Genomic DNA, 25,407 nt, shown 5'->3' on the forward strand with positions numbered 1-25,407 from the left:
TGCCATATTGTTTTTTGGTTGCACCTTAAGATACAAAATCTTGAGGACAAAAAACAGAAAAACCCCGCCATTTTTTAATGACGGGGTTCTCTTTTAAGAGACCTTTTTAGACAGCCTCTTTCTTCTTAATTGGCCATGACCAACAAGGATAAAATAAACAAAATGTTATTCGAAATATTCCTTGATTCGCTCAAAGAATGATTTTTCGCTTTTTCCTGGTTGAGGTTTGAAATTCGCAGAATTCTTCAATTTCTCCAATAATTCCTTTTCCTCTTTATTCACGGTTTTTGGTGTCCAAACATTCACATACACCAATTGGTCTCCTTTATGGTAAGAATTCACTTCAGGAAGACCTTTTCCTTTTAAACGCAATATCTTTCCTCCCTGCGTTCCAGCATCGATCTTGATCTTGGCTTTACCATCGATTGTTGGGATCTCCACACTAGTTCCTAAAGCTGCATCAGCGAAATTGATATACAGATCATAGATCACATTGATACCATCTCTTTTTAGGGTCTCATGTGGTACTTCTTCAATCAGAATGATCAAATCTCCAGGAATACCACCTCTAGGAGCAGCATTTCCTTTCCCACTCATCGACAATTGCATTCCCTCGCTAACACCTGCAGGAATATTGATAGCAATGGTTTCTTCACCACGCTCTAGTCCTTCACCCTTACAGGTGGTACATTTTGCAGTGATTTCTACCCCTTCGCCATTACAGGTCGGACAAGTACTAGTTGTCTGCATTTGTCCCAATATGGTATTGGTCACTCTTCTTACCGAACCACTACCACCACAGGTATTACAGGTGTGGTAAGAACCTTTGTCCTTTGCACCAGTTCCTGTACAGGTATGACAAACTACCTGTTTATTAACTTTTACTTTTTTCTCAACCCCTTTGGCAATCTCTTCTAAGGTCAATTTTACTTTGATACGTAAATTTGTTCCCCGTTGAACCCGACGGCCGCCACGCGTGCCTCCGCCGCCACCAAAGAAACTTTCAAATGGATTTCCTCCACCAAATATATCACCGAATTGGCTGAAAATGTCATCCATATTCATGCCGCCAGCACCATAACCAGAAGCAGAATTTCCTGCATGACCAAATTGGTCATAACGTCTGCGTTTTTCTGCATTACTCAAAACCTCATAGGCTTCGGCTGCTTCCTTAAATTTATCTTCGGCTTCTTGATCACCCGGGTTTTTATCCGGATGATATTTGATGGCAAGCTTACGATATGCCGTTTTTATTTCTGTTACTTCAGCAGTCCGTTGGACACCAAGCACATCATAATAATCTCTTTTTGACATTGTTTTATTCTTATTGTCCTATTACTACCTTTGCAAAACGAATAACATTATCGTTCAATAGATAACCTTTTTCTGTTACATCGATTACTTTATCCTTCAGATCAGGAGTAGGTGCAGGGATCATGGTGATCGCCTCTTGATATTCAGGATCAAATGGTTGTCCAATGACATCCATTTCCTTCACACCCAATTGTTCCATGGTTTTACGGAATTTCGTATTCACCAATTCAACGCCTTGTTTGATAGGATCTTCGTTGGAAACATTTTTCATATGGTTTAGCGCTCTGTCAAAATCATCCATCACAGGAAGCAATTTGATGATTACATCCTTTCCGGCAGACTGCATGAGCTCTATTTTCTCTTTGGAAGTACGTTTTTTGTAGTTGTCAAATTCAGCCACCAATCGTGCATAACGATCATTGGACTCGGCTAATTTTTGGTTCAGGTCTTCAGCTTCAGCTCCTGTATTCTCCACGTTCTCCTCGAATTGATTCAATTCTTGGTCTTGAATATTTTCATTTTCGTTCATCATCAGCTTATTTTAACGTATTAGTAGGCGTGTCAACAATTATGTTGCCAACGCAAAAAATCCGACATGCTGTCAGTAAAAACTGGTTTTTACTGGCAATAATGTCGGATTTGAAATGGCTTGTCAGCCTTTATATCGATACATTGTCATGCAAAGAACCATCCGCGGTACGAAGGATTCTTGCAGGCATATTTCTTATGATCTGGTAATCATGGGTAGCCATCAAAACCGCAGTTCCGGAAGAGGCGATGTCTCTTAATAATAGAACGATCTCTTCGGAGGTTGACGGGTCTAAGTTACCTGTCGGCTCATCGGCTAGGATGATTTCTGGGTTGTTCAGAAGTGCGCGTGCAATAACTACACGTTGCTGCTCACCACCGGAAAGCTCATGCGGCATCTTCTTAAGTTTTGATCGCAATCCTACTTTTTCCAACACATCCAAAATCCTGTTTTCAATCAGACCTTTTTCTTTCCAACCTGTTGCTCTCAAAGCAAATTCAAGGTTTTTTTCAACGGTCCTATCATTCAACAAATGGAAATCCTGGAATACAATCCCTAATTTTCGACGTAAATATGGTACATCATTTTCATGAAGTTTTCTCAAATCAAAACCTGCTACCATACCTTCACCGCTAGCGATGTAGAGGTCGCCATAGATTATCTTCAACAAACTACTCTTTCCTGATCCCGATTGACCGATCAGATACAGAAATTCACCTTGTGCAATATCCAAATTCACATTGGACAATACCAGGTGCTTCTGCTGATAGATCTCGACATTCTTTAATTTGATAACCGTATTTGTTTCTTTCATATTGCTTATACGTCTATTTTCTTTATTTGGCCAAACGGCAGTTCCCGAACGATCTCCATGATGTATTCTGCTTTATCACCAAGGCCTATTTTATCTAATGATTTATCAGGTCGATCCACGCGGAAATAGGCAAGAAGGGTAAATGCATCATCTCGTAACTGAACATAATCCGGAATTTTTGCTACTCCTTTTACCTTAATAACATACATAATCGAACAAAAATATAATTTTTTATGAATTCATAACCATATAACGCCACAAAAACCAATTTATTGGTTTGCTTTCAAAAAAGCTAAGGTATCCACGCCGTCAGCATAATCATCCAAGGCAGGGTGTTGGCTTGCTCCAAATGGGAATACCGCAGCATCAACTTTTAAGTCTGTTTCTGCAGTCACACACTGAATCTCTTCTAAGTGATTTTGGATAAAGGATTCCACCTCCTTCAACTCTTTATAGCGTTCATAATGGATAACGGCCAGGGGAGAGGCCATAGCCTCATCTTCCTTGATCAACAAAAACCCGTTATCAAAATGTTCGTTACGATTGATCAGGTAGATGGATTTATTGAAATCATAGTTGTTGTTGTACTTAAAATGATCTTTAATCGGGGAGAAGCTCTCCAGCGATTCATATAATCGAGCAATATCATAATCCTCGGGAATAAAGATCTTGGAAACCGATCGACATCCTAAACCAAAATAATCGAAAATATCATTTCCGAGCTGGTTCAGTTGTTCTTTAGTCTCCCGACCCGTAATCACCGCAACAGAATTCCTGTTCTTACGGATGATATGTGGTTTTTTACCAAAATAATGTTCAAAATAACGAGAAGAATTGTTACTTCCAGTAGCAATGATCAGGTCATAGTTTTCCAAACGCTCCACCAGTTGAAAACGATTGGAGAAATCCGGTTCGATAGAAACCAAGATATCCAAAACAGCTTTCGTAATACCTGCATCTTCCGAAGAAGTTTTGATTTCAGCTTTAAAACCAGTGATCAGTACAGATAAGATATCATGGAAACCCACAAGCGGTAAATTTCCGGCCAACACCAACCCAACTACCTTATCGTTCTCATGATCTGGAAAACCTTGCAGCCATAAAGTCAATTTTTCCTCGGTCAGATTCTGTCCGATAGCCTTAGCCTGTTTCAAGACATTTTCTTTGCTATACCAAGGGTTCCTATTGGCTACTGAAAAGAGGAAAGGGGAGTTTTCAAAATCACTGGAAAGAAGATAATCGCCGAGTTTTACAAATGCTTGGATTCTTTGTTTTAATGTCAAAATCTTATTATTTAGAATTATTCTGTTATTATTTTGCCGTATATTTGCCATTAGTTTGTAAATAACTACCAATGTTATATACTTTTTGTTCAAAGTAAGTAGCTGAAGTAGTACCTTTGAAGACACAAAATTAGTTTATTATTTTATTGTAAGGACATAAATGGCAATTAAAATTACAGATGAATGTATAAATTGTGGAGCATGCGAACCAGAATGCCCGAACAACGCAATTTATGATGCAGGGGTTTCATGGAAGTTTTCTGATGGAACAGCTTTAGACGGAGTTATTGATTTTGGAGATGGTGTTACAATCGATGCTAACGAGTCGCAAGATGCTATTTCTAATGAAGTATATTATATTGTTTCAGATAAGTGTACAGAGTGTAAAGGTTTTCACGATGAACCTCAATGTGCAGCAGTATGTCCGGTTGATTGTTGTGTAGAAGACGAAGAAGTAGTGGAAACAGAAGAAGAATTATTAGCGAAGAAAGCCTGGTTACACGCTGAATAAGCTAGCTTATAATATTAAAAAAGAGCTGTTAATTAAAATAACAGCTCTTTTTTTTTATTTTAGATAAGGAAGAACATCTACTTCATGATATTTTGGAGATCGTTCCAGCCATTGTCTGAAAAACGCAGAATGGGTACCACCCATCAACAAAAACACGCGATCATCAGCTGACAAGGGAATCTTATTGAAATTAGAAAACATGATCAGGTTCCGTTCATAAAATTTAGCCGCTTCGAAAGCCCCTTCATTTCCTTCTGGGCTTGATGCATACAATAGCATATCAGCATTCACATTCATTAAAAAATCAAGATAAACCTTCGAATTGTTCATTTGAAAATGATCCATAACCGTAGGTTCCCTATTCAATTTCTCCATGTAATTCTTGGTGTTCTTTTCCACCAATTTCCAGTAGGCATTATAGGTGATGGAATCCGCTTTCGTTTCTAATTCCCCATATATCCTGTAATTATATCCCTTTTTATAATCTATACCATAGACTTTTTTTACACCGGACAACCTTCCGACCTCAAACGCTAATAATTCAATTTCACTAGGATGCTCGAATGTCATTTGGGGGTTTTTCAAGTACGCATCATACATGGCCTGCAAAGCCTCCGTTCGCGATGGAACATTTTCTAAAACTAGAACAGTTGGTTTAAAGGCAGCGAAGCGTTTAGCCAAAGCATGTACTTCTTTCACACGTTCAGGATCCTTCGGATTGAACGCTGTCCGAGTAGCATCACTGGTAAATCCCATATGAAAAGTGGCGACATTTAAAACCGGAATGGTTTTCTCAAATTTTGTTTGGAATGGAACCAATTGGGCATGAACCAATTGCTGGACAGTTAATAGCAAGATAATTAATAAGTATTTTTTCATTTGTAATGGATTAATGATCCAATTTTAATACAAACCTCCAGCTTATACAATTTATATCGACAAACCCCTTAGAAAAATCGACCAAGCGGATATTTTATGAAATATTGAATAGCTATCTTTATGAACTCAAAAGCCATCCATAAAGAAAGAGCAAAACAACTTGATAAATCAAAAGAATAAATACCAACCAGGCATTACTTTAAGAAAGGAAATTGTTATCAATATCCTTTTTTGGTTGATTTGGGCATATTTCAGTCTTTTGAAATGGACTGGAGACGGAATTGAACTCAAGTCGGTTGGGTTATTCCTAGCCACTTACTTTTTGGTGTTTTCCTCCACATTTTATCTCCACTACCTTATCGGCCTTCCGTGGGCATTTCGAACGTGGAGGGCATGGAAAATCATAGCGGCTATATTTGTTGGTATTATCTACTTCATGACCAGTAGATATCTACTTGAAGAAATCCTTATGCCGATTTTTGCTGGGATGAGGAATTATCATCCAAACACCACCTTTGGTTTTTATGCTATCGATAATCTCTATTATGCATTCCAGCCTATCATTTTAAGTACAGCGCTTTGGTTGATTCTTTATACCATCCGATTAATTTCCAAACAATCCAATTTGATTGAAGAAAATAAAAATACGGAGATTAAATTCCTGCGATCACAGCTAAATCCCCATTTCATCTTCAACAGTCTCAACAATATTTACTCCTTAGTTTATTTCAAATCCGAAAAATCCTTGCCTGCCATTGAAGAGCTCGGGAAACTTATGCGATATAATACCTACAACAGTGATAAGGAATGGATGGACATCGAGGAGGAGCTCCATTATATACACTCCTTTATCAGTCTGGAGACCCTAAGAATCTCCTCTGAAGATTGCATAGACCTGCAAGTAGAATTGAACAATAAGCAAATTAAACTACCAACCTTCACATTGATCACGTTTATTGAAAACGCCTTTAAGCACGGAGAAATCACCAACACAAGTCCATTAGTAATAAGCTTATTTACTGATGATAAAAGCTTACTATATAAAGTAAAAAATAAAATAAAAGATGGGGGCAAAGATCAGCAAAAAGGAATCGGCATTCAAAATTTAAAGAAACGGTTAGACCATTACTATCCTAATCAATACCATTTGATTGAAACCATCACAAATGGAGAATTTGAGGCTACACTAACAATAACATTCAGATGATGAAACCGATTCCATGTATTATTTTAGATGATGAACCAATGGCATATAAGCTTCTTGCTGATTATGCTGAAAAGCGACCTGAACTAAATCTTGTATACGCTGGTGATGATATTACCCATGCACTTTCTCTACTAAAACAAAATCCCGATCCTCATCATGGACAAGCCCACCCCTTAATTATACTGGATATTCAGATGCCTGCCATGAATGGCTTGGATATCATGAAATTATTGGGAAAGGATTATGATTTCATCATCAGTTCCGCTTATGCAGAATTTGCACTTCAGAGCTATGCTTTTACGGTGATAGATTATTTATTAAAACCCATTTCCCAGCAACGGTTTAATCAGGCGATTGACAAGCACCTCGCTTGGAAAACGCCTAAAACAATTCAAACCAAAGCATATATCCAATTCAGAGCCGACAGAAAGGACCATCGGATCGAACTATCCAAAATTGACTATATAGAAGGATTAAAAGATTACTTGATTATCCATTTTGAAGGACAAAAGTTGATGACCTTAGAAACGATGAAAGAAATGATGAACCGCTTGCCGGCAGAAGAATTCATCCGAATCCACCGATCTATTATTTTGCCGAAGAAAAAAATCAAGGCAATTGATGCCCATCAAGTCCAACATCATAATGGGGATTTCTTTCCTGTAGGGGAAACTTTCAAGGAAGAACTTTTCCGTTGGTTTAAATCCCTATAATCGGGAATAAAAGGCTTCGAAATTTGGTATGCCCACCAATTTTTTTATTTTTGTTCGTCTTTAAAACAAAATTTTAACAAAAGTAACCCCCATAAACCGCATGTCAAAAAAAGCAACGGGATATTTAATGCTAGTTACCATAGCATTAGCTTCAATTATTACCTTATTATACGAATTTAACATCGTAGCCGTTCCAGCAAGTGTTATGATGCTCGTCAGATGGATTACAGCTGCTGTATTGATTCTAAACGCAATTGTCCGTAAAGGATTAACCACCTGGATCTTAACCTGTATGGTCCTTGGTATATTTGTCGGATTAGATTTCCCAAATGTTGCTAAAGCGCTTCAACCCTTAAGCCAAGGCTTTATAAAACTGGTGAAGACCATTGTAGGACCAATCTTGTTTGCTACGTTAGTTTTTGGTATTGCGGGACATTCCGACTTAAAACAAGTTGGTCGTATGGCTTGGAAGTCCATGCTATATTTCTTCTGTGCCACCACCTGTGCTATTTTTATTGGTTTGGCGGCGATCAATCTTACCAAAGCTGGTGTCGGTATCGACATTGAACATATGCCACATGAGGAGCTACCTCAGACCTCCGGTATGTCTGAAGGCGATAAATTAGCCTTAAGCCATATCGACGAGAGTGCTCATGGCCTTTATAAATTCACATCCTTCTTCAGGGATACCTTTCCTGAAAACATCGTAAAGTCGGTTTATGAGAATAAGGTCCTACAAATTGTTGTTTTCGCCGTTATTTTCGGTATCGGATTGGCCATGGTGGAAGAGAAGAAACGAAAACCTTTTGTCGACTTTGCAGAAAGTCTCTCGGAAGCGATGTTTAAGTTCACCAATTTGGTCATGCTATTTGCACCAATTGGGGTTGGTGCGGCAATGGCCTATACCGTTGGACATCTCGGCGTGGATATCCTCAAAAACTTATTCATGCTCTTGGCGACCCTTTATTTAGCTTTAATATTTTTCCTGCTTATCATTTTGTTACCCGTGGCCTTATATCTCAAGGTACCGATCAAGCAATTTGTAAATGCCATCAAAGAGCCGGTTTCCATCGCTTTTGCTACCACAAGTTCGGATGCTGCCTTACCAAAGGCGATGAGCGCGATGGAGAAATTCGGGGTTCCAAGAAAGATCGTTTCTTTCGTAATTCCTACGGGGTATAGCTTTAACCTGGATGGAACATCCTTATACCTCTCTTTAGCTTCTATTTTTGTGGCTCAAGCAGCGGGGATCGATTTATCTTTTGGACAACAATTGATGATCGCCTTCACCTTGATGATCACTTCCAAAGGTGTTGCGGCCGTTCCTAGAGCCTCCTTGATCATTTTGATCGCTACGGCAGATCAATTCGGTTTACCGGTATTTGTTATTGCAGCCATTTTGGGTATTGATGAATTAATGGATATGGCCAGAACATCGGTCAACGTAATTGGTAACTGTTTGGCAACAGTTGTTGTCGCCAAATGGGAAGGTGAATTTGATGAAGCTGCTCCATTCCGAATGGACACTGACCCGGATGGTGTAGCAGAAATTGCCGAAACCATTGAGGAAGGTCCTGAAGGCGAAACAAGGACTTAATGAAAACATACTCATGAAATAAATCCTTTCACATACTGTTTGGTGATTTCATGCTTAGGATGGAGAAGTAATTCTTCGGTTTTACCGAACTCAATTACTTCTCCTTGATATAAAAACAGGATATAATCCGAGACCCTTCGGGCTTGCCGAAGGATATGGGTCACCAGAACAATTGTATACCGCTGTTTAAGATCCATCAGCAGGTTTTCAATGATCTGAGTGGAAATAGGATCCAGTGCCGAAGTAGATTCATCGCCCAGGATGATCTCTGGCTCAACCGCCAATCCTCTAGCCAAACACAGCCTTTGCTGCTGCCCAATAGAAAGCCTTGTCGCCGAAGAATCCAAACGGTCTTTCACCTCTTCCCAAAGTCCTACATTCCGCAATTGCTGCTCTACGATAGCTTTAAGCTTACCTTTATCCTTTTCGCCATGGATCTTGGGACCATAAGCAATATTTTCAAATATCGACATCGGAAGCGTAAAAGGTTTCTGCGATAGCAAACCCATCTTTTTCCGGATATGTGTCACTTCCGCATTCTTGGCATATATATCCTCTCCATTGACCAAAACAGAACCACTGATCTCCACATCCTTACTATCATCCAGCAGTCTGTTCAAGGTTTTCAATAAGGTGGTCTTACCACATCCAGAAGGCCCTATGATCGAAGTCACCGAGTTATTGGGGATGCTCAGGTTGATGTTTTTCAGGATTTCTTGCCCTTCCACCACAACATGCAGATCCTTGATCTGTATATGGGGTTGTTTCAGGCTGATTATGTTTGGTGTTTCTTCTGCTTGGAGGATAGGAAATGAGTACATAGCACAATAATTAAAATTAAAAATGTAAGGATCAACGCGGAGGCATAAGCCCGACCTTGCACCTCTGGGATAGGACTGCTCAGTTGGAAGAATATCGCCAAGGGCAGCGTGGCTGTTGGCTCATCTAAGTATTTGGGGATATTATCGGAATAGCCGGTGGTCAACATCACGCCGGCCACATCGCCAATAGCGCGACCAAATGCCAATAATAAAGCCGTGAACAAACCTGGTCTGATGTATTTGAGCATCACCTTAGCCGATTCCCAGCGGGTAGCTCCCAAGGATGCTGTCACATGTTTCAGATCTTGGGGGATGGTACGCAAAAGCTCGTCCAATGTTCTTACCACAATTGGAATGGTCAATAAGGTTATGGTGATTACTCCACCAAGAAGGGAAGCCCTGATCCCAAAGAAAACCATAATGCTAAAAGCAATTGCTCCATATACGATAGAAGGTATACCAAATAATACATCAAAGAGCAATTTGGAAAACCTGGAGATGGCTGTGCCTTGTCGCACATACACATGGAGGTATATCGCTATGGGAATCCCGATCAATGTTGCCAATATTGTAGATAATCCAGCCAGGTATAATGAACCGATAATCGCATTCAATACACCCCCAGATTTTCCCAGGTAAAATCCTCCCTTAGGTGTTTGAGAAATCATCTCCCAGGTCATATGCGGCAAACCCTTGTACAGGATCGTCCCTAAGATCAGAAATAAGGATCCGGTGATCAAAATGCCCGAAAGCTGCATGAGCAATTTGGCAATCTTTTCTTTTTGAAGTCTTTTCGAAATATTAGCCATAATTAATGTGGAGCTTCTAATTTATTTAATATCAACCTGGAAAGGAGGTTGAACCCAAAAATGATGATGAAAAGCAACAGCGCTGCAAACATCAATGCAGCATCGTATAGCGGGATAGACATCATCTCTCCAAAATTATTGGCAATAAGTGCTGGAATCGGATAACCAGCGTCGAATAAACTGTTCGGAACTTTAGGGATGTTCCCACAAACCATCAATACCGCAATGGTTTCTCCAAAAGCACGGGATATTGCCAATACAACGGCGGCAATGATGCCTGGCCTAGCTTTCTTAAGGATGACATGCTGGATGGTTTCCCATTTCGTTGCGCCTAAAGAGAGGGAAACCGCCTTCAGTTCTTGAGGAATAGTCTGTATCACTTCCACCATGATGCTCATCATGATTGGGAATATCATCACCGCTAATACCATCCCCCCAGCAAAAACCGAATAGCCAGATATCTGCAGCCCAAAAAGTGGGGCTATAACGTCCCTGATCACCGGCACGACAAAAAGGACTCCCCACACGCCATACAAAACAGGAGGAATTGCGGCCAGCACATTGACCAAGGGCAGCACCATATTCCTTAATCGGTCTTCTGCATACTCAACCAAATACACAGCAGCCAAAATACATAAAGGAACAGCGATCAATAGGGCGATAAGTGTTACCCAAACCGTACCTAATATAAAAGGCAGAAAACCAAATTCTCCCTTCATGGGCGCCCAAACACTCTTAGAAAGAATGTCCCCTAAGGGATGAGATTCCAATAAAGGTTGCGATTTGAGTATAAGTCCAATAAAAATCAACAATACTACCAAGAGCATAAATCCCAATAATAAGGCTGAACTGTTTTTGACTAATTTATCCTTAACTATTCTTCTATCCATGAATACTTACGCTTTTAAGCTTATAATTCATTCAATTTTTCTAATTGCCCACCTAACGTAGCACTATCCAATGGCACATAGCCATGTGCTAATAAATATCCTTGTTCTTTTGCTTGAAGGATAAATCCAAAAAATTCCTTCAGCAGTTTTGATTGCTTTCCTTGTTGAACAACAAACATCAGGTCTCGTGCCGGAGGCGATGGATAAGAACCGTTGCCAATGGCTTTGGTTAGCGAATCCAGATGCCCATAAAAATCTTCCTGTTCATCTATTCTTCCGTTTGCATTAATATCTATCGGCAAGGCTCTTATATTATCCGATGTATTCTTTGTATGTAGATCAAAAACATAATTGATATTATTGAATCCAACAGCCAATTCGTTTTCTTTCACCACTTGAGCTAGACCAGGATCACCAAAAATCCCAATGCCTTTCAGGTCTTCCTGCGACGATTTGAAAAACTTGGCCCAGGTTTCTGCTGCTCCTGCAGCATCCGACCGACTATAAACCAAAATCGGCTCATCAACCATCCGAGAATCAATATCCTTCCAACGTGTATAGGAACCATGGATGAATATATTTTCCAATTCTTTGATCGTTAAACCTCTTTTCTTTAGAAGCTCCATATTTGGATGTCGGCTATTGATGGTTGCAATGACAGCATCTTTCGCCACGATAATAGGAAAGGCTCCTCGATCAGTTTCCTGTGGATGAAGGTCACGAGAAACCAATCCAATATCCACCATATCGGTCAACACATCCGCAATACCTTTTCCCGCTCCGCCTGCCGAGATGTTAAACCGTACATGGGGATGAATCTTCTTAAAATCCTCTGACCATAAAACCGCCAAAGGATATAATGCAAAGGCTCCTGAAATGGAAATGGAACCCGAATAACCTCTGTCTGCATGATAGCTTTCCGATTCTTTTGGAGCACAACCTTGCGTTAAAAACATCGATAACAACATGAAATACAAGGATTTAAATCTATTCATCCGTCTGAGTTAAACCATCAAAAAAATCAATAACGCTACAAATATATACTAATTTGGTAGATTTAATATACTATCTAAAAAAATAATTTATACATTTGTCCACGGAGATTACAAATTCCATAATGAAAGGGTAATAATGTTATACAATTAATAAACATCAAAGGAATATCATGCAGAGTTTTCGAACAGAATTAGAGAATCCTATTGTAGAAAAGGAAATCATTGAGTTGGAACAAAAGATTCGGGCATATCAGAAAGGGGAGGTACCAGAGGAAAAATTCCGATCGCTTAGACTGGCGCGTGGAGTATACGGGCAAAGGCAGGCAGGGGTCCAGATGGTCCGGATCAAATTACCATTTGGAAAGGTCACTTTTAAACAAATATTGAAGATTGCTGATATTTCGGATGAATATGCAAGTAGCAACCTGCATCTGACCACCCGCCAGGATATTCAGATACACTATGTAAGTTTAGACAGAACACCGGAGTTATGGGCTAAACTTGCGGAAGACGACATGACCTTGCGAGAAGCATGTGGAAATACAGTCAGAAACGTAACGGCCTCTGCAACGGCAGGAATTGATCCGCTTGAACCATTTGATGTATCTCCGTATGCACATAAAACCTTCAGCTATTTCCTACGAAATCCCATCTGCGCCGAAATGGGGCGAAAATTTAAGATATCCTTTTCCTCGAGTGAAAAAGACACCGCCTTTTCCTATATCCATGATTTCGGATTCATACCCAAAATCAAAACTATCAATGGTAAAGAATTAAGAGGTTTCAAAGTCCTTTTGGCAGGCGGATTGGGCGCACAACCGATCTTGGGTCAAGTGGTATCTGAATTTCTACATGAGGATGAAATCATCCCTTATATGGAAGCCACCCTCCGGGTATTCGATCGTTATGGCGAAAGGAACAACCGCAATAAGGCCAGGTTCAAGTACCTCGTTCAAAAACTTGGTTTTGAAGAAGTTTTAGCGCTTATCGAACAGGAAAAAATAGCCATAAAAAACCAAAAGGTAGCCATCGATGCCTGGGTAGAGGAGCCTTTAGAATTACCTAATCATCCAATAAAAGAAGTTAAACCTGTGGATGAACCAGCTTTCTTCCTGTGGAAAAGCACGAATACCTTTGAACAGAAACAATCAGGTTTTTTCGGCGTATATGTCCAAGTGCAAACAGGAGACCTCTCCACAGATAAGGCTAGAAAACTGATCGAAGGCGTGAAGGATCATATTGCGGATGATATACGGATCACTCAGGACCAAAATCTACTGTTCAAATATGTAAGACCATCGTCCCTGCCGCATTTATTCAATGTATTGCATGATTTGGGGCTGGCAAAAGCAGGTTATAACAGTACTGCAGATATCACTACCTGCCCAGGTACGGACACCTGTAACCTAGGCATTTCCAATTCTACGGAAATGGCAAGGGTCTTGGAAAACTATATTCATGAGTTTCATCCTGATTTCATCCGGGAACAGGAATTGAAGATCAAGATTTCTGGCTGCATGAACAGCTGTGGACAACATGGATTGGCACATATTGGTTTTCATGGCAGTTCGGTGAAGGCTGGAGGCGCTGTTGTTCCTGCTGCGCAGGTAATGCTTGGAGGCGGAACAGTAGGCGATGGCATAGGCAGGGTAGCCGAACGGGTGATCAAAGTTCCTACCAAACGCGTGCTTCAAGTAATAGATCTCCTTTTGAATGATTTTAAAAGCAATAAAAGAAACGACCAGAATTTCCACCGTTATTACGATGCGCATGGAAAGGATCATTTCTACCGTTTGTTGAAACCTTTAGCTGACCTGAGCAACCTGACAGCCGATGAAATGCTCGATTGGGGTCATGAAGAGACTTTTGCCACCGCTATTGGCGTTGGTGAATGTGCTGGGGTGATGATCGACCTGGTGGCGACTCTCTTATTGGAAGCCGAGGAAAAATTGGACCTGGCCACGTTGGCCTTAAATCAAGAGCAATTCGCCGATGCGATCTACCATGCCTATTCAGCATTTGTATGGACTGCCAAAGCCCTGTTGCTGGATCGGGGGATCAATGTCTCTACCCAATCGGCCGTTATCCAGGAGTTTGATCAACAGTACATCAATGATGGCAGCTTCAACTTGCCTAACACATTTGAACAGCGGGTGTTACAGATCAACAAATATGCACCGTCCAAAGAATTTGCAGCGACTTATATCCTTCAAGCTCAAGCATTCTATCTGGAAGCGGCAGCCCGAAGAGAAGAATTAAAATCATTAGTAAACCATTAATATACAGCAAACAACATGACACAAGTGAAAGCAAAGGTTACTTTAGTTGGAGCAGGGCCAGGCGACCCAGATCTAATTACGTTAAAGGGAATGAAAGCCATAGCGTCTGCTGATGTTATTCTTTACGATGCCCTAGTCAATGAATGCTTATTAGCAGAAGCACCAGCCCACTGTACTAAAATATATGTAGGAAAAAGGGCGGAAAGGCTCTCTACTTCACAGGATTATATCAATCAATTGATGGTCGAATATGCATTGACCCATGGGCATGTAGTTCGTTTAAAGGGGGGCGACCCTTTTGTATTCGGTAGAGGTGGCGAGGAACTCGATTTCGTTAGAACCTTTGGTATTGAAACCGCTGTAGTTCCAGGTATATCGTCTTCCGTAGGTTTAACAGCATTGCAGGAAATCCCCTTGACCTATCGAGGAATAGCCGAATCTTTTTGGGTGATTACCGGCTCCACATCTGATGGAAGGATCTCAGAAGATTTATTTGCTGCCGTAAAAACCAATGCAACCGTGGTGGTATTGATGGGATTTGCAAAGCTTAAGCAAATCGTCAAGCTTTATCAGGATGCTGGAAAAGGAGAATTGCCGATCGCACTCATCCAAAATGGTTCCTTGGAAAATGAAAAAGTGGTTTTAGGACGAATAGACTCTATTATCGAAGCCGTTGAAGAAAATAAGATAGGCGTTCCTGCCATTATCGTGCTTGGTGAGGTAGTCGCTAAACATCAACAATTTGAACAGGTAAAAAAAGAACTTTTAAGCTCCGTTGCATCATGAACGAGTTATTCCCCATATACCTGAAATTGGATCAGTTACAGACTTTGCTGGTAGGAGCAGGACCTGTCGGATTGGAGAAATTACAGGCAATATTAAGCAATTCGCCACATGCTCAAGTCATGGTGGTAGCAAAGGAGATCACTCCAGCATTTCGGGAATTCGCAAATGGGAAACCAAATGTGGACATCCATGAAAGAGCCTTTCAGGATAATGATGTGGAGAATAAGCATATCATCATCCTGGCCAGCAATAACCCAACTTTCAATGAGCAAGTAAGAGAATTGGCCAAGAGTAGGCATATTCTATTAAATGTGGCAGACAAACCGGCTTTATGTGATTTTTACCTGGGATCGGTTGTTCAAAAAGGCAACCTAAAGATCGGCATATCCAGCAATGGGAAGTCACCCACCATCAGCAAAAGATTAAAGGAATTCTTGCAGGATATCTTACCGGAGGAAATTGATGAGAGCCTGGAGTTATTATCCAGCTATCGCAATCAGCTTAGAGGCAATCTAAAAGAAAAAATAAAGGTGTTGAATGAACATACCAAAGGATTAATTGCAGATTATGAACAGGGTAGCAGAAATTAAACAGGAGATTCAAGGGCTTGATGCGATCGGAATTCTAACCTATGTGGATACTAAGTTTGGGAGCAATGCTGTGTTCACAACCTCCTTTGGTATAGAGGATCAAGTGATCACCCATTTATTGGCTTCCATCAGAAGTCAAGCCCAATTGATCACCTTAGATACTGGTCGACTTTTTCCAGAGACCTATTATGTATGGAACCGGACCTTGGAAACCTACCGAATGCCCATTCGGGCATATTATCCAAATACATCAGCTGTAGAAGAACTTGTTAACAAAAAAGGCCCTTCCAGTTTTTATCAATCCATAGAGGATCGAAAGGAATGTTGTTATATCCGAAAGATTGAACCCTTAAAAAGGGCTATCCACGGATATGAGGTATGGATCACGGGAATCCGAAGAGAGCAATCCGATAACCGCGATCAAATGGAGCCAGTGGAATGGGATGCATCCAATCAAATCATCAAAATACATCCGTTATTTGATTGGACATTGGCAGAAGTTGAACTTCAACTAAAGAATAACTTCATACCTTATAATCCATTACACGACAAAGGTTTTCCAAGTATTGGATGCCAACCTTGTACACGAGCTATACAGGCAGGCGAAGACTTTAGGGCAGGACGTTGGTGGTGGGAAGATAAAAGCAAAAAGGAGTGTGGATTACATCAGATTACGAAATAAGAACATAAGCATGGATTATTTAGATCATTTAGAGGCGGAAGCCATTTATATATTAAGAGAAGTTGCCGGGCAATTTGAAAAGCCAGCCTTATTATTCTCTGGGGGAAAAGATTCCATCACCTTGGTGCACTTGGCTAAGAAAGCCTTTCGGCCTGGAAAATTCCCTTTTCCTTTAGTGCATATCGATACAGGGCATAATTTCCAGGAAACATTAGATTTTAGGGATCAATTGGTTAAAGAAACTGGCGAGCAATTGATCGTTGCCTATGTTCAGGATAGCATAGATCAAGGGAAGGCGATTGAGCAAAAAGGCAAAAACGCCAGTCGAAACGCGCTGCAGACCATTACGCTGTTGGATACCATCGAACAACATGGATTTGATGCTTGTATTGGTGGGGCAAGGAGGGATGAGGAAAAAGCTCGGGCAAAGGAAAGGATATTTTCGGTTAGGGATGATTTTGGACAATGGGATCCAAAGAGGCAAAGACCTGAACTGTGGAATATCTTCAATGGGAAGATTCAGAAAGGTGAGAATGTCCGCGTATTTCCCATTTCCAATTGGACGGAAATGGATGTATGGAACTATATAAAAAGAGAGCAGATAGCCATTCCGTCCATCTATTTCAGTCACGAAAGAGAGGTGGTTTTTAGGAATGGGCAATGGATGGCTGCACATCCTGTCCTACAATTAGATCAAGAAGATAATATTAAAAATAAATCCGTAAGATTCAGAACAATAGGAGATATTACCTGTACAGCTGCAGTAGATTCAGAAGCGAATACCTTGGATGACATTATCGCAGAAATAAAAGCTTCTACGGTAAGCGAAAGAGGAGCAAGAATGGACGATAAGGTATCGGAAGCCGCGATGGAAGAGCGCAAGAAACAAGGTTATTTTTAAACTTAGTATAGCATCATCATGAACATTATAAAATTTATTACAGCTGGATCTGTTGACGATGGAAAAAGCACCTTAATCGGGAGATTGCTCTATGATACGAATTCCATATTGGATGACCAGTTGGAGGCCATAAAACGGGCTAATAGAAAAAATGACGATGGAACTGTAGATCTTGCCATATTGACCGATGGGCTCAAGGCAGAACGTGAACAGGGAATTACCATCGATGTAGCTTACAAGTATTTCCAAACCGAAAAAAGGAAGTTTATCATAGCCGACGCGCCCGGGCATATACAGTATACCCGAAACATGGTAACCGGTGCATCCAATTCTGATCTGATCATTATTTTGATCGATGCGAGGAAAGGGGTTATCGAACAAACCAAAAGACATTCATTTTTAGCCAAATTATTAGGGCTAAAAAAGGTATTGGTTTGTATCAATAAAATGGATATGATGGATTATGAATTGGCTGTATATGAGAATATTAAAACGGATTACCTTCGTTTAGCTGAAAACCTCGAGTTAAAAGATGTAGACTTTATTCCGGTATCAGCCTTAAAAGGTGATAATATTGTTTCAAAATCGAATGAAATGAGTTGGTATTCAGGACCCTCCTTATTGGAATATCTTGAAAATGTGGAAATTGATAGTTCGGAAAATAAAGGCTGGCGATTGCCTGTACAATGGGTAATCAGACCACAAAGCGCTGATTTACATGATTATAGGGGATATGCTGGTAAAGTGCTAGGAGAGGGGCTGAAGATAGGAGAAGAGGTTGTAATCCTTCCAAGCGGACAACGATCTAGGGTTTCAGCCATAGAATTCGACCAGAAACCATTAGATATCGCTGAGAATGGTGCATCTGTAATTTTGCATTTGGAGGATGAATTGGATATTTCCAGGGGTGATTTTATAGTTAGTGCAGCATATCCAGCAAGATCCGAAAAAATAGTAGAGGCGAATTTGGCTTGGTTTGAAAATCAAGCTTTGGAAATTGGTCAAATCTATCTTTTACAAAATCACAGTAAACTGACCAAAATTAAGGTAGCTGAAATTGAGTATAAATACGATGTGCACAATCAGGAAAAAATTGTTGGAGAGAATATCGGTTTGAATGATATTGCCAAAGTGAAAATTAAAGCAGCGGAGAATATCATCTTTGATGACCAACTGGATTTTCCTGAAAATTCAAGGGGTATATTAATAGATCCTAGAAGCAACTTAACGGTAGCAGCAGTGATATTACATTCAGCCTAATCGGATACATTATATTTTAAAACAACGCAAGGATTCTCTATAAGGGGAGTCTTTGTAATATTCTATTTAACATAATATAAATTATAGGATTACTATAAGTAAAATTTAAATAATTAGTAGTTGCCTTAAATTAATACTATTGATTGAAGTTCTTTTGCAAGCTTGTGTAAGCCATCTTCAATTTTTTTAAGCTGTGGTTGTCGTGGTTTTTTTAAACCTGATGAATAATGTTGTAACTGACGCTGATTAATGCCTGTTATTTTTTCGAGTGCAGCATTGGTAAAGATTCCTTTGTAATAGTTAAGAAAACTTTCAGCATCGAAATGATAGACAATATTATAATCACCTTTTAATACGTTTGGAATATTTTCTGCAGTATTATACTCTTTTAACAGTTCAATACTATCAAGGATGGATTGTTTTGTCTCTTCAACTGTATTTCCTGTCCCATAAACTCCTTTAATTCTCTCTGCATACGCTCCAAACATTTCTTCTCCGCGTTCAATTATAATTTCTAAAGTTTTCATATCCTTTAATTTTAAGAAATCATCCTTGGGATCATTCAGTCTTAAATTTACCCATAAAATTCCATCAAAAAGATTATTATATTTACTTGTCTCAGCAAATTCTGAATATCAACGTATATTATCTATTTCCTAAGCCTGCTTTCTAACCTAACACTTCAAAATATGTTTGATTTAGGGTTAGAATCGTACTTTAAGCATGTTTAAACCAAGATTAAAGCAAGTAATAAATATATAAAGCATACATTTTACTTACTTTCAGTATGCTTTCAGTATACTATTACTTCGAAGCCAAACATAAAAGCTAATCCACGAAAATGATTATTAGTTTTATTTTTACTTAAAGATAATTTTCCAAAGGATTTAATTGGAACTATTTAAAAAACTATTTATGCCCATGAATAACTTTTACAAAAACATAAGATTAAGACCAACAGAATCCTCAGATCTAGAAACCTTATTTCAATTCCAACTGGATCAAGAAGCTCGGCATTTAGCGGCATTTATGTCAAAAGATTCTAAGAACAAATCCGCATATCTTAATAAATACACTAAAATATTAGCAGATCCTTCCACCAACAACCAAACGATCTTGATTGACAATGAAATCGTAGGAAGCATTTCCAAATTTATCCTCGAATCAGATGCAGAAATCACCTATTGGATTGACAGAAAATTTTGGGGACAAGGAATTGCTTCAAAAGCATTGGAAAATTTCCTTGACATTGAAAAAACAAGACCATTATATGGACGTACTGCATTTGATAACCTAGGCTCACAAAAGGTCCTGGAAAACTGTGGATTTATAAAAATCGGTTCAGATAAAGGATTTTCAACGATCAGACAAATCGAAATTGAAGAATATATTTACAAGAAAATTTAATCAGAAACAGCTTATAACTTCAAATCAATCCTGGCCGGGAATAATCTTTCTGGATCTGCAAAAATCGCACAGCTCGCTATAATATTCGCCTCTGAAAGCTGCAATTTTTTATTTTGTACAAGTTTTCCCTGATAATATACCTTGATCTTTTTAGACAAATCAACCATGTCCTCCGCTAGATAGATACTGATTTCTCCCGAATCGACTGGTTTGCTTTTGACACTCATTTTATCCTTCAAACTTGTTTCTAAATAGATGGCATTATCCTTTTTATCTACCCTAAATTTAAATGATGCCCGATCAAATTCATCCGCCTCTGAAATATTCAAGGGTTTCCGCACAAAAACGTTATAAAAACTTCTACGATATCGGCCATCCATCGGAAACAGTATCCATTCATAATCTATTGGACGTGGCTTTCTAGAATAATTTACCAACCAAGGTGTAGTTACACGATAATCAATACTATGACCTTTTCCTTCTTGCAGATTGATTTTATGGATAAAATCTCCTGGATACATCTTACTTAAGCTATCGAATTGCTGCTTAGCCGCTAATGTCAGTTTATTCCTTCCAAAACCCGTATCCTTTTCCCCAGTTTCCAACGAAAAGGCGATATGCCTAAAATTTAATGGTGGCGCATTTTCTAGAGGCTCCCCTCCTGCCATTGGCCCTGCTCCTGCTAGATAATCCGCATAAAATGCCGCCAAGCGTTGGCTTCCATATCCTCCTTCCGAAATACCCATTACATAGAGTTTATTTGGGTTAAAGGTATTATCTATCATTGCCAATCGAAATAACTTTTCCCAGGCATATTGCTTGGATTTAAACCACCAGCGGTATCTTTTCTCATTGGGAATCTGGGGAATAAAATAAACAGAGGGACCGTCCTGATAAACTAAACTCCATTTTAGCGTAGCGAGGAACTCCGAAGATTTTGGCCCTGAACCATGGGTATTTAGGAACAATGGATAACCTCCCGCAGGTTTTTCCTGTTTCTTGAAATAATAGAAAGGCATGGGGTTCTCTTCAATCATTTTCCAAGAATATATCGGATAATCATATTTCTCTTTTGGGGCTTCCGATGAAACTATCGGTAACTGCTCAAAAGTGGTATTTGCATTTTTCCAAAGTTCCCAAATCCTTTCTTTAGCTGAAGCAACCTGGTTTATCGGAAGCTTTTTTCCCTTCTGGTAAGCATAATCTCCAGATTTTTCATAATCCTTGATCCTAGCCCTGAAATATTCCACTATACTGCTATCCCCATTCGCAGCAAAAGACGTAATTGGTAATAAGGTGATTGGTAACAGCAATAATAAATAATGAAAAAATAATCGCGAAACTGATTTCATGCAGCTTTAAGTTAAAGTGGTATTAAAAATAATGTGGTATTAATGGCTTTAATTTAAAAAAAAATAGCTTGTCAAAAAACAAGCTATTCTTATATTTTAAAATTTATCGCTTAACGTACTGATATCTAAACTAGGTTTTTTATAGTTCATCGCCTTAATGGCTTTCTTGCATTCATCAACCATTTCTTGCGTCATATTATAATTATATTTTCCATAATCATCATATTCCATAGTACCTACATAAAAGAAGCCATATTTATCAAAGAATTCGGTCAGGTCAGTTTTGGAAACTTCACAGGCTGTTTTCACGAAATTCAGTTGATGTACAGCTGGATTACGTTCCATTGGAGCTCCTGCCCTGCCCCAATTTGCCTGGATTCGCTGCCTGTTCGGGGTATTGTTTTTATTCTGATTACGGAAAGCCTCAAAAAGATCAGGATAAAAGTCAGGATTATTACCAGCCCCTTCAAAATACAACTGCAATTGCCAGAATGGAACCAATCTATTAAATACATCAGGATCCTGCAGGAAGGAAATCTTTTTATCGATGATATTGGTCTTTGCCAAATTGAAATTGTTCTGTCCCAATATCCGGGATTTATTTCCGAAGGAACGCATCACATATAAGGAAAATAGGTTATTACTCACTTCACCCAAACCTCCCCAATTGAACATGGGTCTGGTTTGGTGCACATGCCCTACTTCATGGCTGAATCCCCAACATGGATCCCCTTTGATCACCGATGCCGGATTTACCACCATCCCCATGGCATATCCCTTCTTATCACCCATATAAGCTACCCCATCCCCATCACGGAACATGTAATAGTTATAGTTTACCCGAGCCAGGATTTTATTTTCCGGCACTCGGTTGTGTTTGATCAGTCCCATGATCCGGTGTTGGCGATATACCAGGGAATCATAATTACTGATCAGCTCTACCCCTTTACCTGCCGCATATTTTTTAAGGGATTCCACCGGATAAGCAATCTGAATATGCTTTCCTTTGGCATCCAGAATAGGAAATACCGCTTGGGATAACATGCGGTCCCAATCTGCATCCTTATGTTTATTGATATCAAAATATCCGTTTACCTGTCCAGTAAGGAAATTGACTGTAATCGGTTTTTCTTTTTCAGGTTCATAGGAGAAATAACTGATGTAGGCCAAACTTCCAAAATCCTTTAATTCGATGATATTGACACCATTTTTCAACTCAAATTCCTTCTTCTCGATTCCCCATCCTTTCGGATCTTTGGTAGGTTCTTCCGGATTGGGAGCTTTTCGCATCCAATTGGGAACCAATAACTTCACATCTTTACCTTCCTCAATTCCATCTACGATGATGATATGTTTACCTTTTGGAAGATAAACACCCGTAACATTCTCATATTTACTATATCCATCGCCAATGCTCAACATATTTCCCAGAACATTTGGGGATAAATAGGCCTTATAACTTGCCAATTTATATTGGTTATCGTTTTTACCATTCAATAAGTCCAATGCCAGTTGTTTTAAAGCTGGATCCTTTAATTGTTCAATCTGTTTTTTCTTGATGCCTGGCTTAAGTTTGGTCGCCATGGCATCCTGGAAAATAGATAGGTTCTCATAGGCGTCCTTAAAATCTTGGGCGCTTTGTCCCAAAGCAGAACCGGTCAACAAACAGGAAATGGCTAAGGTCAAAAAGGTTTTATTCATAATAAAATTCATAATGTTTGAACCTAATATAAGTATTAGATTTCGATAAAAACCCGTTTTTAAGGGGTTGAAAGGGATGCTAAGGGCATATTATGCTAATCAATCGATTGCTTAGATTGTAATATTTATGTGATTTGGCTATGCCATTAAAATTTGATAAAAAGTTTGGAATTCTAATTTTAATATCTACATTTGTAGAGTAACATAAACAATTGTAGACATGAGCCTTTCAAAATCCGAAGAACAAGTAATGGAAATCATCTGGAACCTAGAAAAAGCCTTTATGAAAGAAATTATGGATCAGTTCGAACCTCCTCTTCCGTCCAATTCTACGGTATTGACCTTATTGAAAAGGATGCAGGAGAAAGGATTTGTAGGTTATAAGATGTTGGGAAATTCTCGGCAGTACTATCCCTTGATCGACAAGGAAGCGTATTTTGGGAAACAGGTAAACAGTATGATCAAGGATTTTTTCGGAAATTCTCCTTTGCAATTTGCCTCCTTTTTTACCAAATCAAGTGATCTGAATGAAGAACAGTTGCAAGAACTGAAACGAATGATCGATTCGGAAATAGAAAAGAAAAAATCATGATGGCTTATATTATAAATTATCTGCTTTGCTCTGCCTGTTTGTATTTCCCATATAAACTATGGTTTGAAAACATGAATTATCATGTAGCGAAGAGAATATACCTCATCGCCTGTATCCTATTTCCCTTTGTAATTCCTTTCCTAAGTTTTTCCGTGATGGATGCACCGGAATTGCTTCATCAGATTCCAAATATACAGCAGACTGTTATTAACCAAGGGTCAGTTGGACCTTCCATTCTTACCGAACCGAACTTAGTTGAGCAGGAAAAGATTGATTGGGTTTTTGTGCTTGTCATCCTTGGGATAGGTATATCGGTTTTGTTATTGATCAGGTTTCTCAAAAACCTCCTTCAATTATACAGATTGATTAGAAGAAATAAAGGAATTCCGCAATCAAATTTTACCTTGATTGTATTAAACGGGAAAAACGATCCTTTCAGCTTTTTCAAGTATGTATTTGTTTCTAAGAAAGATTATGGAAAGGATATTTCGAAAATGGTCTTAGATCATGAATTAGCGCATGTCAGACAGGTTCATAGTTTAGATGTGTTATTGGCTGAAATCATCTTGATCTTTGCTTATTGGAATCCTTTTAATTGGTTGATCAAAAATTCAATACAATTAAATCATGAATATTTAGCGGATGAAGCGGTATTAAATAAAAGCAATTCATTAAAAGCCTATCAATACCTCTTGATCGGACTGGAATATCAAGAGAAAAATCCAATTCTGAGTAGTCAATTAAATTTTAAACAATTAAAAACCCGATTAAACATGATGAACAAAAAAGAAAAATGGAGGAACAAAGCAGGTATGCTTGTTTTCTCTGGCTTGTTGCTGGCAGGGTCTGCCCTATTGTTCAGTAACAAGACTGCTGGAAGTCTTCCAATGGAAACAATTTCTGAAATGGAAGATGTGGTTTCTGCGAATAAGGCATTTCAGGCTACGGATACTGTGCCACAAAAAGGTGCAAGTAAAGCCATGTTGGAGGAGTATGATAAAGTGATTAGAGAATTGTCTGTTGGTAAAAATAGGAATAATGTGGATTTTAGCTCCATTGATCAAAAACGGATGGCGTATATTGCTTCCAAAATGACGAAGGAACAGAGAGCTGCGAGATCTGGGGAAGGTAATATGTTTTTGAGTCCTGGTGTATTTATTACATTGGAAACAAAACCAACAAAGAAATCACCAGATATGAATACGTTTTCTGCCTGGAAAAACCCCTCGGTTTATGGAGTTTGGATTGATGGTAAAAAATCAAGTAATAAGGATTTGGATAATTTTTCGAATGATGATATTGTGTATTATTCAGTGAGTAAATTGCACGGAAAGGCCAAGGAAGGAAGGATTTATACACATCAGATCGATGTTTATACCTTGTCTTATTATAATAAGGTTTTTGGGAATAGGTTATTTGATAGTAATTAACTTTTGAGAGGTTTTACGTCATTGCGAGGCCATACGTCATTGCAGGTTGACGTCATTGCGAGGAA

26 protein-coding genes are annotated in these 25,407 nt (G+C 39.1%); 13 read left to right on the forward strand and 13 right to left on the reverse strand.

Translation table 11 applies throughout. The annotated features are described in order from the left end of the window. Positions 1–165 precede the first annotated feature (165 nt). From dnaJ to VJ786_RS06980, 5 genes are all read right to left on the reverse strand, one after another. On the reverse strand, positions 166–1,314 hold the full coding sequence (dnaJ, locus tag VJ786_RS06960) for a molecular chaperone DnaJ (protein WP_134776433.1): 1,149 nt from the start codon (positions 1,312–1,314) through the stop codon (positions 166–168). 10 nt (positions 1,315–1,324) lie between these two features. After that, the gene (locus VJ786_RS06965) at positions 1,325–1,846 is read right to left on the reverse strand and encodes a nucleotide exchange factor GrpE (protein WP_245153278.1); all 522 of its coding nucleotides are present in this window, start codon (positions 1,844–1,846) and stop codon (positions 1,325–1,327) included. A gap of 127 nt (positions 1,847–1,973) precedes the next feature. After that, positions 1,974–2,657, reverse strand: a complete 684-nt coding sequence (locus VJ786_RS06970; RefSeq protein WP_099366755.1) for a cell division ATP-binding protein FtsE — start codon at positions 2,655–2,657, stop codon at positions 1,974–1,976. Positions 2,658–2,662: 5 nt separating this feature from the next. Beyond that, a complete protein-coding gene (locus VJ786_RS06975; protein ID WP_099366756.1) occupies positions 2,663–2,866 on the reverse strand; it encodes a fructose-6-phosphate aldolase in 204 nt (67 codons plus the stop codon). Positions 2,867–2,926: 60 nt separating this feature from the next. Further along, the gene (locus VJ786_RS06980; RefSeq protein ID WP_134776434.1) at positions 2,927–3,940 is read right to left on the reverse strand and encodes an aldehyde dehydrogenase family protein; all 1,014 of its coding nucleotides are present in this window, start codon (positions 3,938–3,940) and stop codon (positions 2,927–2,929) included. A gap of 160 nt (positions 3,941–4,100) precedes the next feature. Between VJ786_RS06980 and VJ786_RS06985 the strand changes: the two genes are divergently transcribed. Next, on the forward strand, positions 4,101–4,451 hold the full coding sequence (locus VJ786_RS06985; protein WP_099366757.1) for a 4Fe-4S dicluster domain-containing protein: 351 nt from the start codon (positions 4,101–4,103) through the stop codon (positions 4,449–4,451). Positions 4,452–4,505: 54 nt separating this feature from the next. Here the strand turns inward: VJ786_RS06985 and VJ786_RS06990 are convergent, their stop codons facing one another. Further along, entirely contained in the window at positions 4,506–5,330 is an 825-nt protein-coding gene (locus tag VJ786_RS06990) for a DUF5694 domain-containing protein (RefSeq protein ID WP_209023098.1), read from the reverse strand. 160 nt (positions 5,331–5,490) lie between these two features. Between VJ786_RS06990 and VJ786_RS06995 the strand changes: the two genes are divergently transcribed. The 3 genes from VJ786_RS06995 (at position 5,491) to VJ786_RS07005 (ending at position 8,847) form a co-directional block, all read left to right on the forward strand. Beyond that, complete coding sequence (locus tag VJ786_RS06995; protein ID WP_134776435.1) at positions 5,491–6,537, forward strand: sensor histidine kinase; 1,047 nt, start codon at positions 5,491–5,493, stop codon at positions 6,535–6,537. Then, positions 6,534–7,250: a LytR/AlgR family response regulator transcription factor gene (locus tag VJ786_RS07000; protein ID WP_134776436.1), complete on the forward strand. Its 717-nt coding sequence runs from the start codon at positions 6,534–6,536 to the stop codon at positions 7,248–7,250. The genes VJ786_RS06995 and VJ786_RS07000 overlap by 4 nt, the downstream gene beginning before the upstream one ends. Positions 7,251–7,350: 100 nt before the next feature. Beyond that, entirely contained in the window at positions 7,351–8,847 is a 1,497-nt protein-coding gene (locus tag VJ786_RS07005) for a dicarboxylate/amino acid:cation symporter (RefSeq protein ID WP_134776437.1), read from the forward strand. Between the two features lie 11 nt (positions 8,848–8,858). Here VJ786_RS07005 and VJ786_RS07010 read toward each other — a convergent pair whose 3' ends face one another. From VJ786_RS07010 to VJ786_RS07025, 4 genes are read right to left on the reverse strand one after another with little or no spacing between them, the layout of a single operon-like run. Continuing rightward, positions 8,859–9,668, reverse strand: coding sequence for a phosphate ABC transporter ATP-binding protein (locus tag VJ786_RS07010; protein ID WP_134776438.1), 810 nt, complete (start codon positions 9,666–9,668; stop codon positions 8,859–8,861). After that, on the reverse strand, positions 9,623–10,477 hold the full coding sequence (locus tag VJ786_RS07015) for a PstA family ABC transporter permease (RefSeq protein WP_134776439.1): 855 nt from the start codon (positions 10,475–10,477) through the stop codon (positions 9,623–9,625). Before VJ786_RS07015 ends, VJ786_RS07010 begins: the two co-directional genes overlap by 46 nt. A gap of 2 nt (positions 10,478–10,479) precedes the next feature. Further along, positions 10,480–11,367 (reverse strand): phosphate ABC transporter permease subunit PstC, encoded by an 888-nt coding sequence (gene pstC / locus VJ786_RS07020; RefSeq protein ID WP_134776440.1) that lies wholly within the window; start codon positions 11,365–11,367, stop codon positions 10,480–10,482. Positions 11,368–11,387: 20 nt separating this feature from the next. Then, entirely contained in the window at positions 11,388–12,362 is a 975-nt protein-coding gene (locus VJ786_RS07025; protein WP_336557485.1) for a PstS family phosphate ABC transporter substrate-binding protein, read from the reverse strand. Between the two features lie 170 nt (positions 12,363–12,532). Here VJ786_RS07025 and VJ786_RS07030 point away from each other — a divergent pair, with 170 nt between their 5' ends. Genes VJ786_RS07030 through VJ786_RS07055 form a run of 6 tightly spaced genes read left to right on the forward strand, consistent with a single transcriptional unit; the run spans position 12,533 to position 18,860 of the window. Continuing rightward, the gene (locus tag VJ786_RS07030) at positions 12,533–14,641 is read left to right on the forward strand and encodes a ferredoxin-like domain-containing protein (protein ID WP_134776442.1); all 2,109 of its coding nucleotides are present in this window, start codon (positions 12,533–12,535) and stop codon (positions 14,639–14,641) included. A gap of 15 nt (positions 14,642–14,656) precedes the next feature. Beyond that, the gene (gene cobA, locus VJ786_RS07035; protein WP_134776443.1) at positions 14,657–15,427 is read left to right on the forward strand and encodes a uroporphyrinogen-III C-methyltransferase; all 771 of its coding nucleotides are present in this window, start codon (positions 14,657–14,659) and stop codon (positions 15,425–15,427) included. Then, positions 15,424–16,017 carry a precorrin-2 dehydrogenase/sirohydrochlorin ferrochelatase family protein gene (locus VJ786_RS07040; RefSeq protein ID WP_134776444.1) on the forward strand — a complete coding sequence of 198 codons (594 nt, stop codon included), beginning with the start codon at positions 15,424–15,426 and terminating at the stop codon, positions 16,015–16,017. Before cobA ends, VJ786_RS07040 begins: the two co-directional genes overlap by 4 nt. Then, entirely contained in the window at positions 15,995–16,699 is a 705-nt protein-coding gene (locus VJ786_RS07045) for a phosphoadenylyl-sulfate reductase (RefSeq protein ID WP_134776445.1), read from the forward strand. Before VJ786_RS07040 ends, VJ786_RS07045 begins: the two co-directional genes overlap by 23 nt. A 10-nt stretch (positions 16,700–16,709) precedes the next feature. Beyond that, a complete protein-coding gene (gene cysD / locus VJ786_RS07050; protein ID WP_134776446.1) occupies positions 16,710–17,600 on the forward strand; it encodes a sulfate adenylyltransferase subunit CysD in 891 nt (296 codons plus the stop codon). An 18-nt stretch (positions 17,601–17,618) separates the two neighbouring features. Continuing rightward, positions 17,619–18,860, forward strand: a complete 1,242-nt coding sequence (locus VJ786_RS07055) for a sulfate adenylyltransferase subunit 1 (RefSeq protein ID WP_134776447.1) — start codon at positions 17,619–17,621, stop codon at positions 18,858–18,860. A 125-nt stretch (positions 18,861–18,985) separates the two neighbouring features. On the opposite strand, the gene VJ786_RS07060 is transcribed toward VJ786_RS07055, so the two are convergent. Beyond that, on the reverse strand, positions 18,986–19,387 hold the full coding sequence (locus tag VJ786_RS07060; protein ID WP_134776448.1) for a type II toxin-antitoxin system HicB family antitoxin: 402 nt from the start codon (positions 19,385–19,387) through the stop codon (positions 18,986–18,988). Between the two features lie 394 nt (positions 19,388–19,781). Here VJ786_RS07060 and VJ786_RS07065 point away from each other — a divergent pair, with 394 nt between their 5' ends. Further along, on the forward strand, positions 19,782–20,267 hold the full coding sequence (locus VJ786_RS07065) for a GNAT family N-acetyltransferase (protein WP_134776449.1): 486 nt from the start codon (positions 19,782–19,784) through the stop codon (positions 20,265–20,267). Between the two features lie 11 nt (positions 20,268–20,278). Here VJ786_RS07065 and VJ786_RS07070 read toward each other — a convergent pair whose 3' ends face one another. Together VJ786_RS07070 and VJ786_RS07075 are read right to left on the reverse strand one after the other, a co-directional pair. Further along, complete coding sequence (locus tag VJ786_RS07070; protein WP_134776450.1) at positions 20,279–21,619, reverse strand: hypothetical protein; 1,341 nt, start codon at positions 21,617–21,619, stop codon at positions 20,279–20,281. A 96-nt stretch (positions 21,620–21,715) separates the two neighbouring features. Continuing rightward, positions 21,716–23,320 (reverse strand): M60 family metallopeptidase, encoded by a 1,605-nt coding sequence (locus VJ786_RS07075; RefSeq protein WP_134776451.1) that lies wholly within the window; start codon positions 23,318–23,320, stop codon positions 21,716–21,718. 220 nt (positions 23,321–23,540) lie between these two features. On the opposite strand from VJ786_RS07075, the gene VJ786_RS07080 reads away from it, so the two are divergent. Both VJ786_RS07080 and VJ786_RS07085 read left to right on the forward strand, forming a co-directional pair. Beyond that, entirely contained in the window at positions 23,541–23,912 is a 372-nt protein-coding gene (locus VJ786_RS07080; protein WP_134776452.1) for a BlaI/MecI/CopY family transcriptional regulator, read from the forward strand. Between the two features lie 71 nt (positions 23,913–23,983). Beyond that, entirely contained in the window at positions 23,984–25,342 is a 1,359-nt protein-coding gene (locus tag VJ786_RS07085; RefSeq protein ID WP_167554222.1) for a M56 family metallopeptidase, read from the forward strand. Positions 25,343–25,407: the final 65 nt, after the last annotated feature.

The sequence above is a fragment of the Sphingobacterium tenebrionis genome, from assembly GCF_037126265.1.
Taxonomy (GTDB): Bacteria; Bacteroidota; Bacteroidia; order Sphingobacteriales; family Sphingobacteriaceae; genus Sphingobacterium; species Sphingobacterium tenebrionis.

Coding starts and splice junctions, on each gene's coding strand:
- dnaJ (WP_134776433.1), bottom strand. CDS start 1,314: ATGTCAAAAAGAGATTATTATGATGTGCTTGGTGTCCAACGGACTGCT.
- VJ786_RS06965 (WP_245153278.1), bottom strand. CDS start 1,846: ATGATGAACGAAAATGAAAATATTCAAGACCAAGAATTGAATCAATTC.
- VJ786_RS06970 (WP_099366755.1), bottom strand. CDS start 2,657: ATGAAAGAAACAAATACGGTTATCAAATTAAAGAATGTCGAGATCTAT.
- VJ786_RS06975 (WP_099366756.1), bottom strand. CDS start 2,866: ATGTATGTTATTAAGGTAAAAGGAGTAGCAAAAATTCCGGATTATGTT.
- VJ786_RS06985 (WP_099366757.1), top strand. CDS start 4,101: ATGGCAATTAAAATTACAGATGAATGTATAAATTGTGGAGCATGCGAA.
- VJ786_RS06990 (WP_209023098.1), bottom strand. CDS start 5,330: ATGAAAAAATACTTATTAATTATCTTGCTATTAACTGTCCAGCAATTG.
- VJ786_RS07000 (WP_134776436.1), top strand. CDS start 6,534: ATGATGAAACCGATTCCATGTATTATTTTAGATGATGAACCAATGGCA.
- VJ786_RS07005 (WP_134776437.1), top strand. CDS start 7,351: ATGTCAAAAAAAGCAACGGGATATTTAATGCTAGTTACCATAGCATTA.
- VJ786_RS07010 (WP_134776438.1), bottom strand. CDS start 9,668: ATGTACTCATTTCCTATCCTCCAAGCAGAAGAAACACCAAACATAATC.
- VJ786_RS07015 (WP_134776439.1), bottom strand. CDS start 10,477: ATGGCTAATATTTCGAAAAGACTTCAAAAAGAAAAGATTGCCAAATTG.
- pstC (WP_134776440.1), bottom strand. CDS start 11,367: ATGGATAGAAGAATAGTTAAGGATAAATTAGTCAAAAACAGTTCAGCC.
- VJ786_RS07025 (WP_336557485.1), bottom strand. CDS start 12,362: ATGAATAGATTTAAATCCTTGTATTTCATGTTGTTATCGATGTTTTTA.
- VJ786_RS07030 (WP_134776442.1), top strand. CDS start 12,533: ATGCAGAGTTTTCGAACAGAATTAGAGAATCCTATTGTAGAAAAGGAA.
- cobA (WP_134776443.1), top strand. CDS start 14,657: ATGACACAAGTGAAAGCAAAGGTTACTTTAGTTGGAGCAGGGCCAGGC.
- VJ786_RS07040 (WP_134776444.1), top strand. CDS start 15,424: ATGAACGAGTTATTCCCCATATACCTGAAATTGGATCAGTTACAGACT.
- VJ786_RS07045 (WP_134776445.1), top strand. CDS start 15,995: ATGAACAGGGTAGCAGAAATTAAACAGGAGATTCAAGGGCTTGATGCG.
- cysD (WP_134776446.1), top strand. CDS start 16,710: ATGGATTATTTAGATCATTTAGAGGCGGAAGCCATTTATATATTAAGA.
- VJ786_RS07055 (WP_134776447.1), top strand. CDS start 17,619: ATGAACATTATAAAATTTATTACAGCTGGATCTGTTGACGATGGAAAA.
- VJ786_RS07060 (WP_134776448.1), bottom strand. CDS start 19,387: ATGAAAACTTTAGAAATTATAATTGAACGCGGAGAAGAAATGTTTGGA.
- VJ786_RS07065 (WP_134776449.1), top strand. CDS start 19,782: ATGAATAACTTTTACAAAAACATAAGATTAAGACCAACAGAATCCTCA.
- VJ786_RS07070 (WP_134776450.1), bottom strand. CDS start 21,619: ATGAAATCAGTTTCGCGATTATTTTTTCATTATTTATTATTGCTGTTA.
- VJ786_RS07075 (WP_134776451.1), bottom strand. CDS start 23,320: ATGAATAAAACCTTTTTGACCTTAGCCATTTCCTGTTTGTTGACCGGT.
- VJ786_RS07080 (WP_134776452.1), top strand. CDS start 23,541: ATGAGCCTTTCAAAATCCGAAGAACAAGTAATGGAAATCATCTGGAAC.
- VJ786_RS07085 (WP_167554222.1), top strand. CDS start 23,984: ATGAATTATCATGTAGCGAAGAGAATATACCTCATCGCCTGTATCCTA.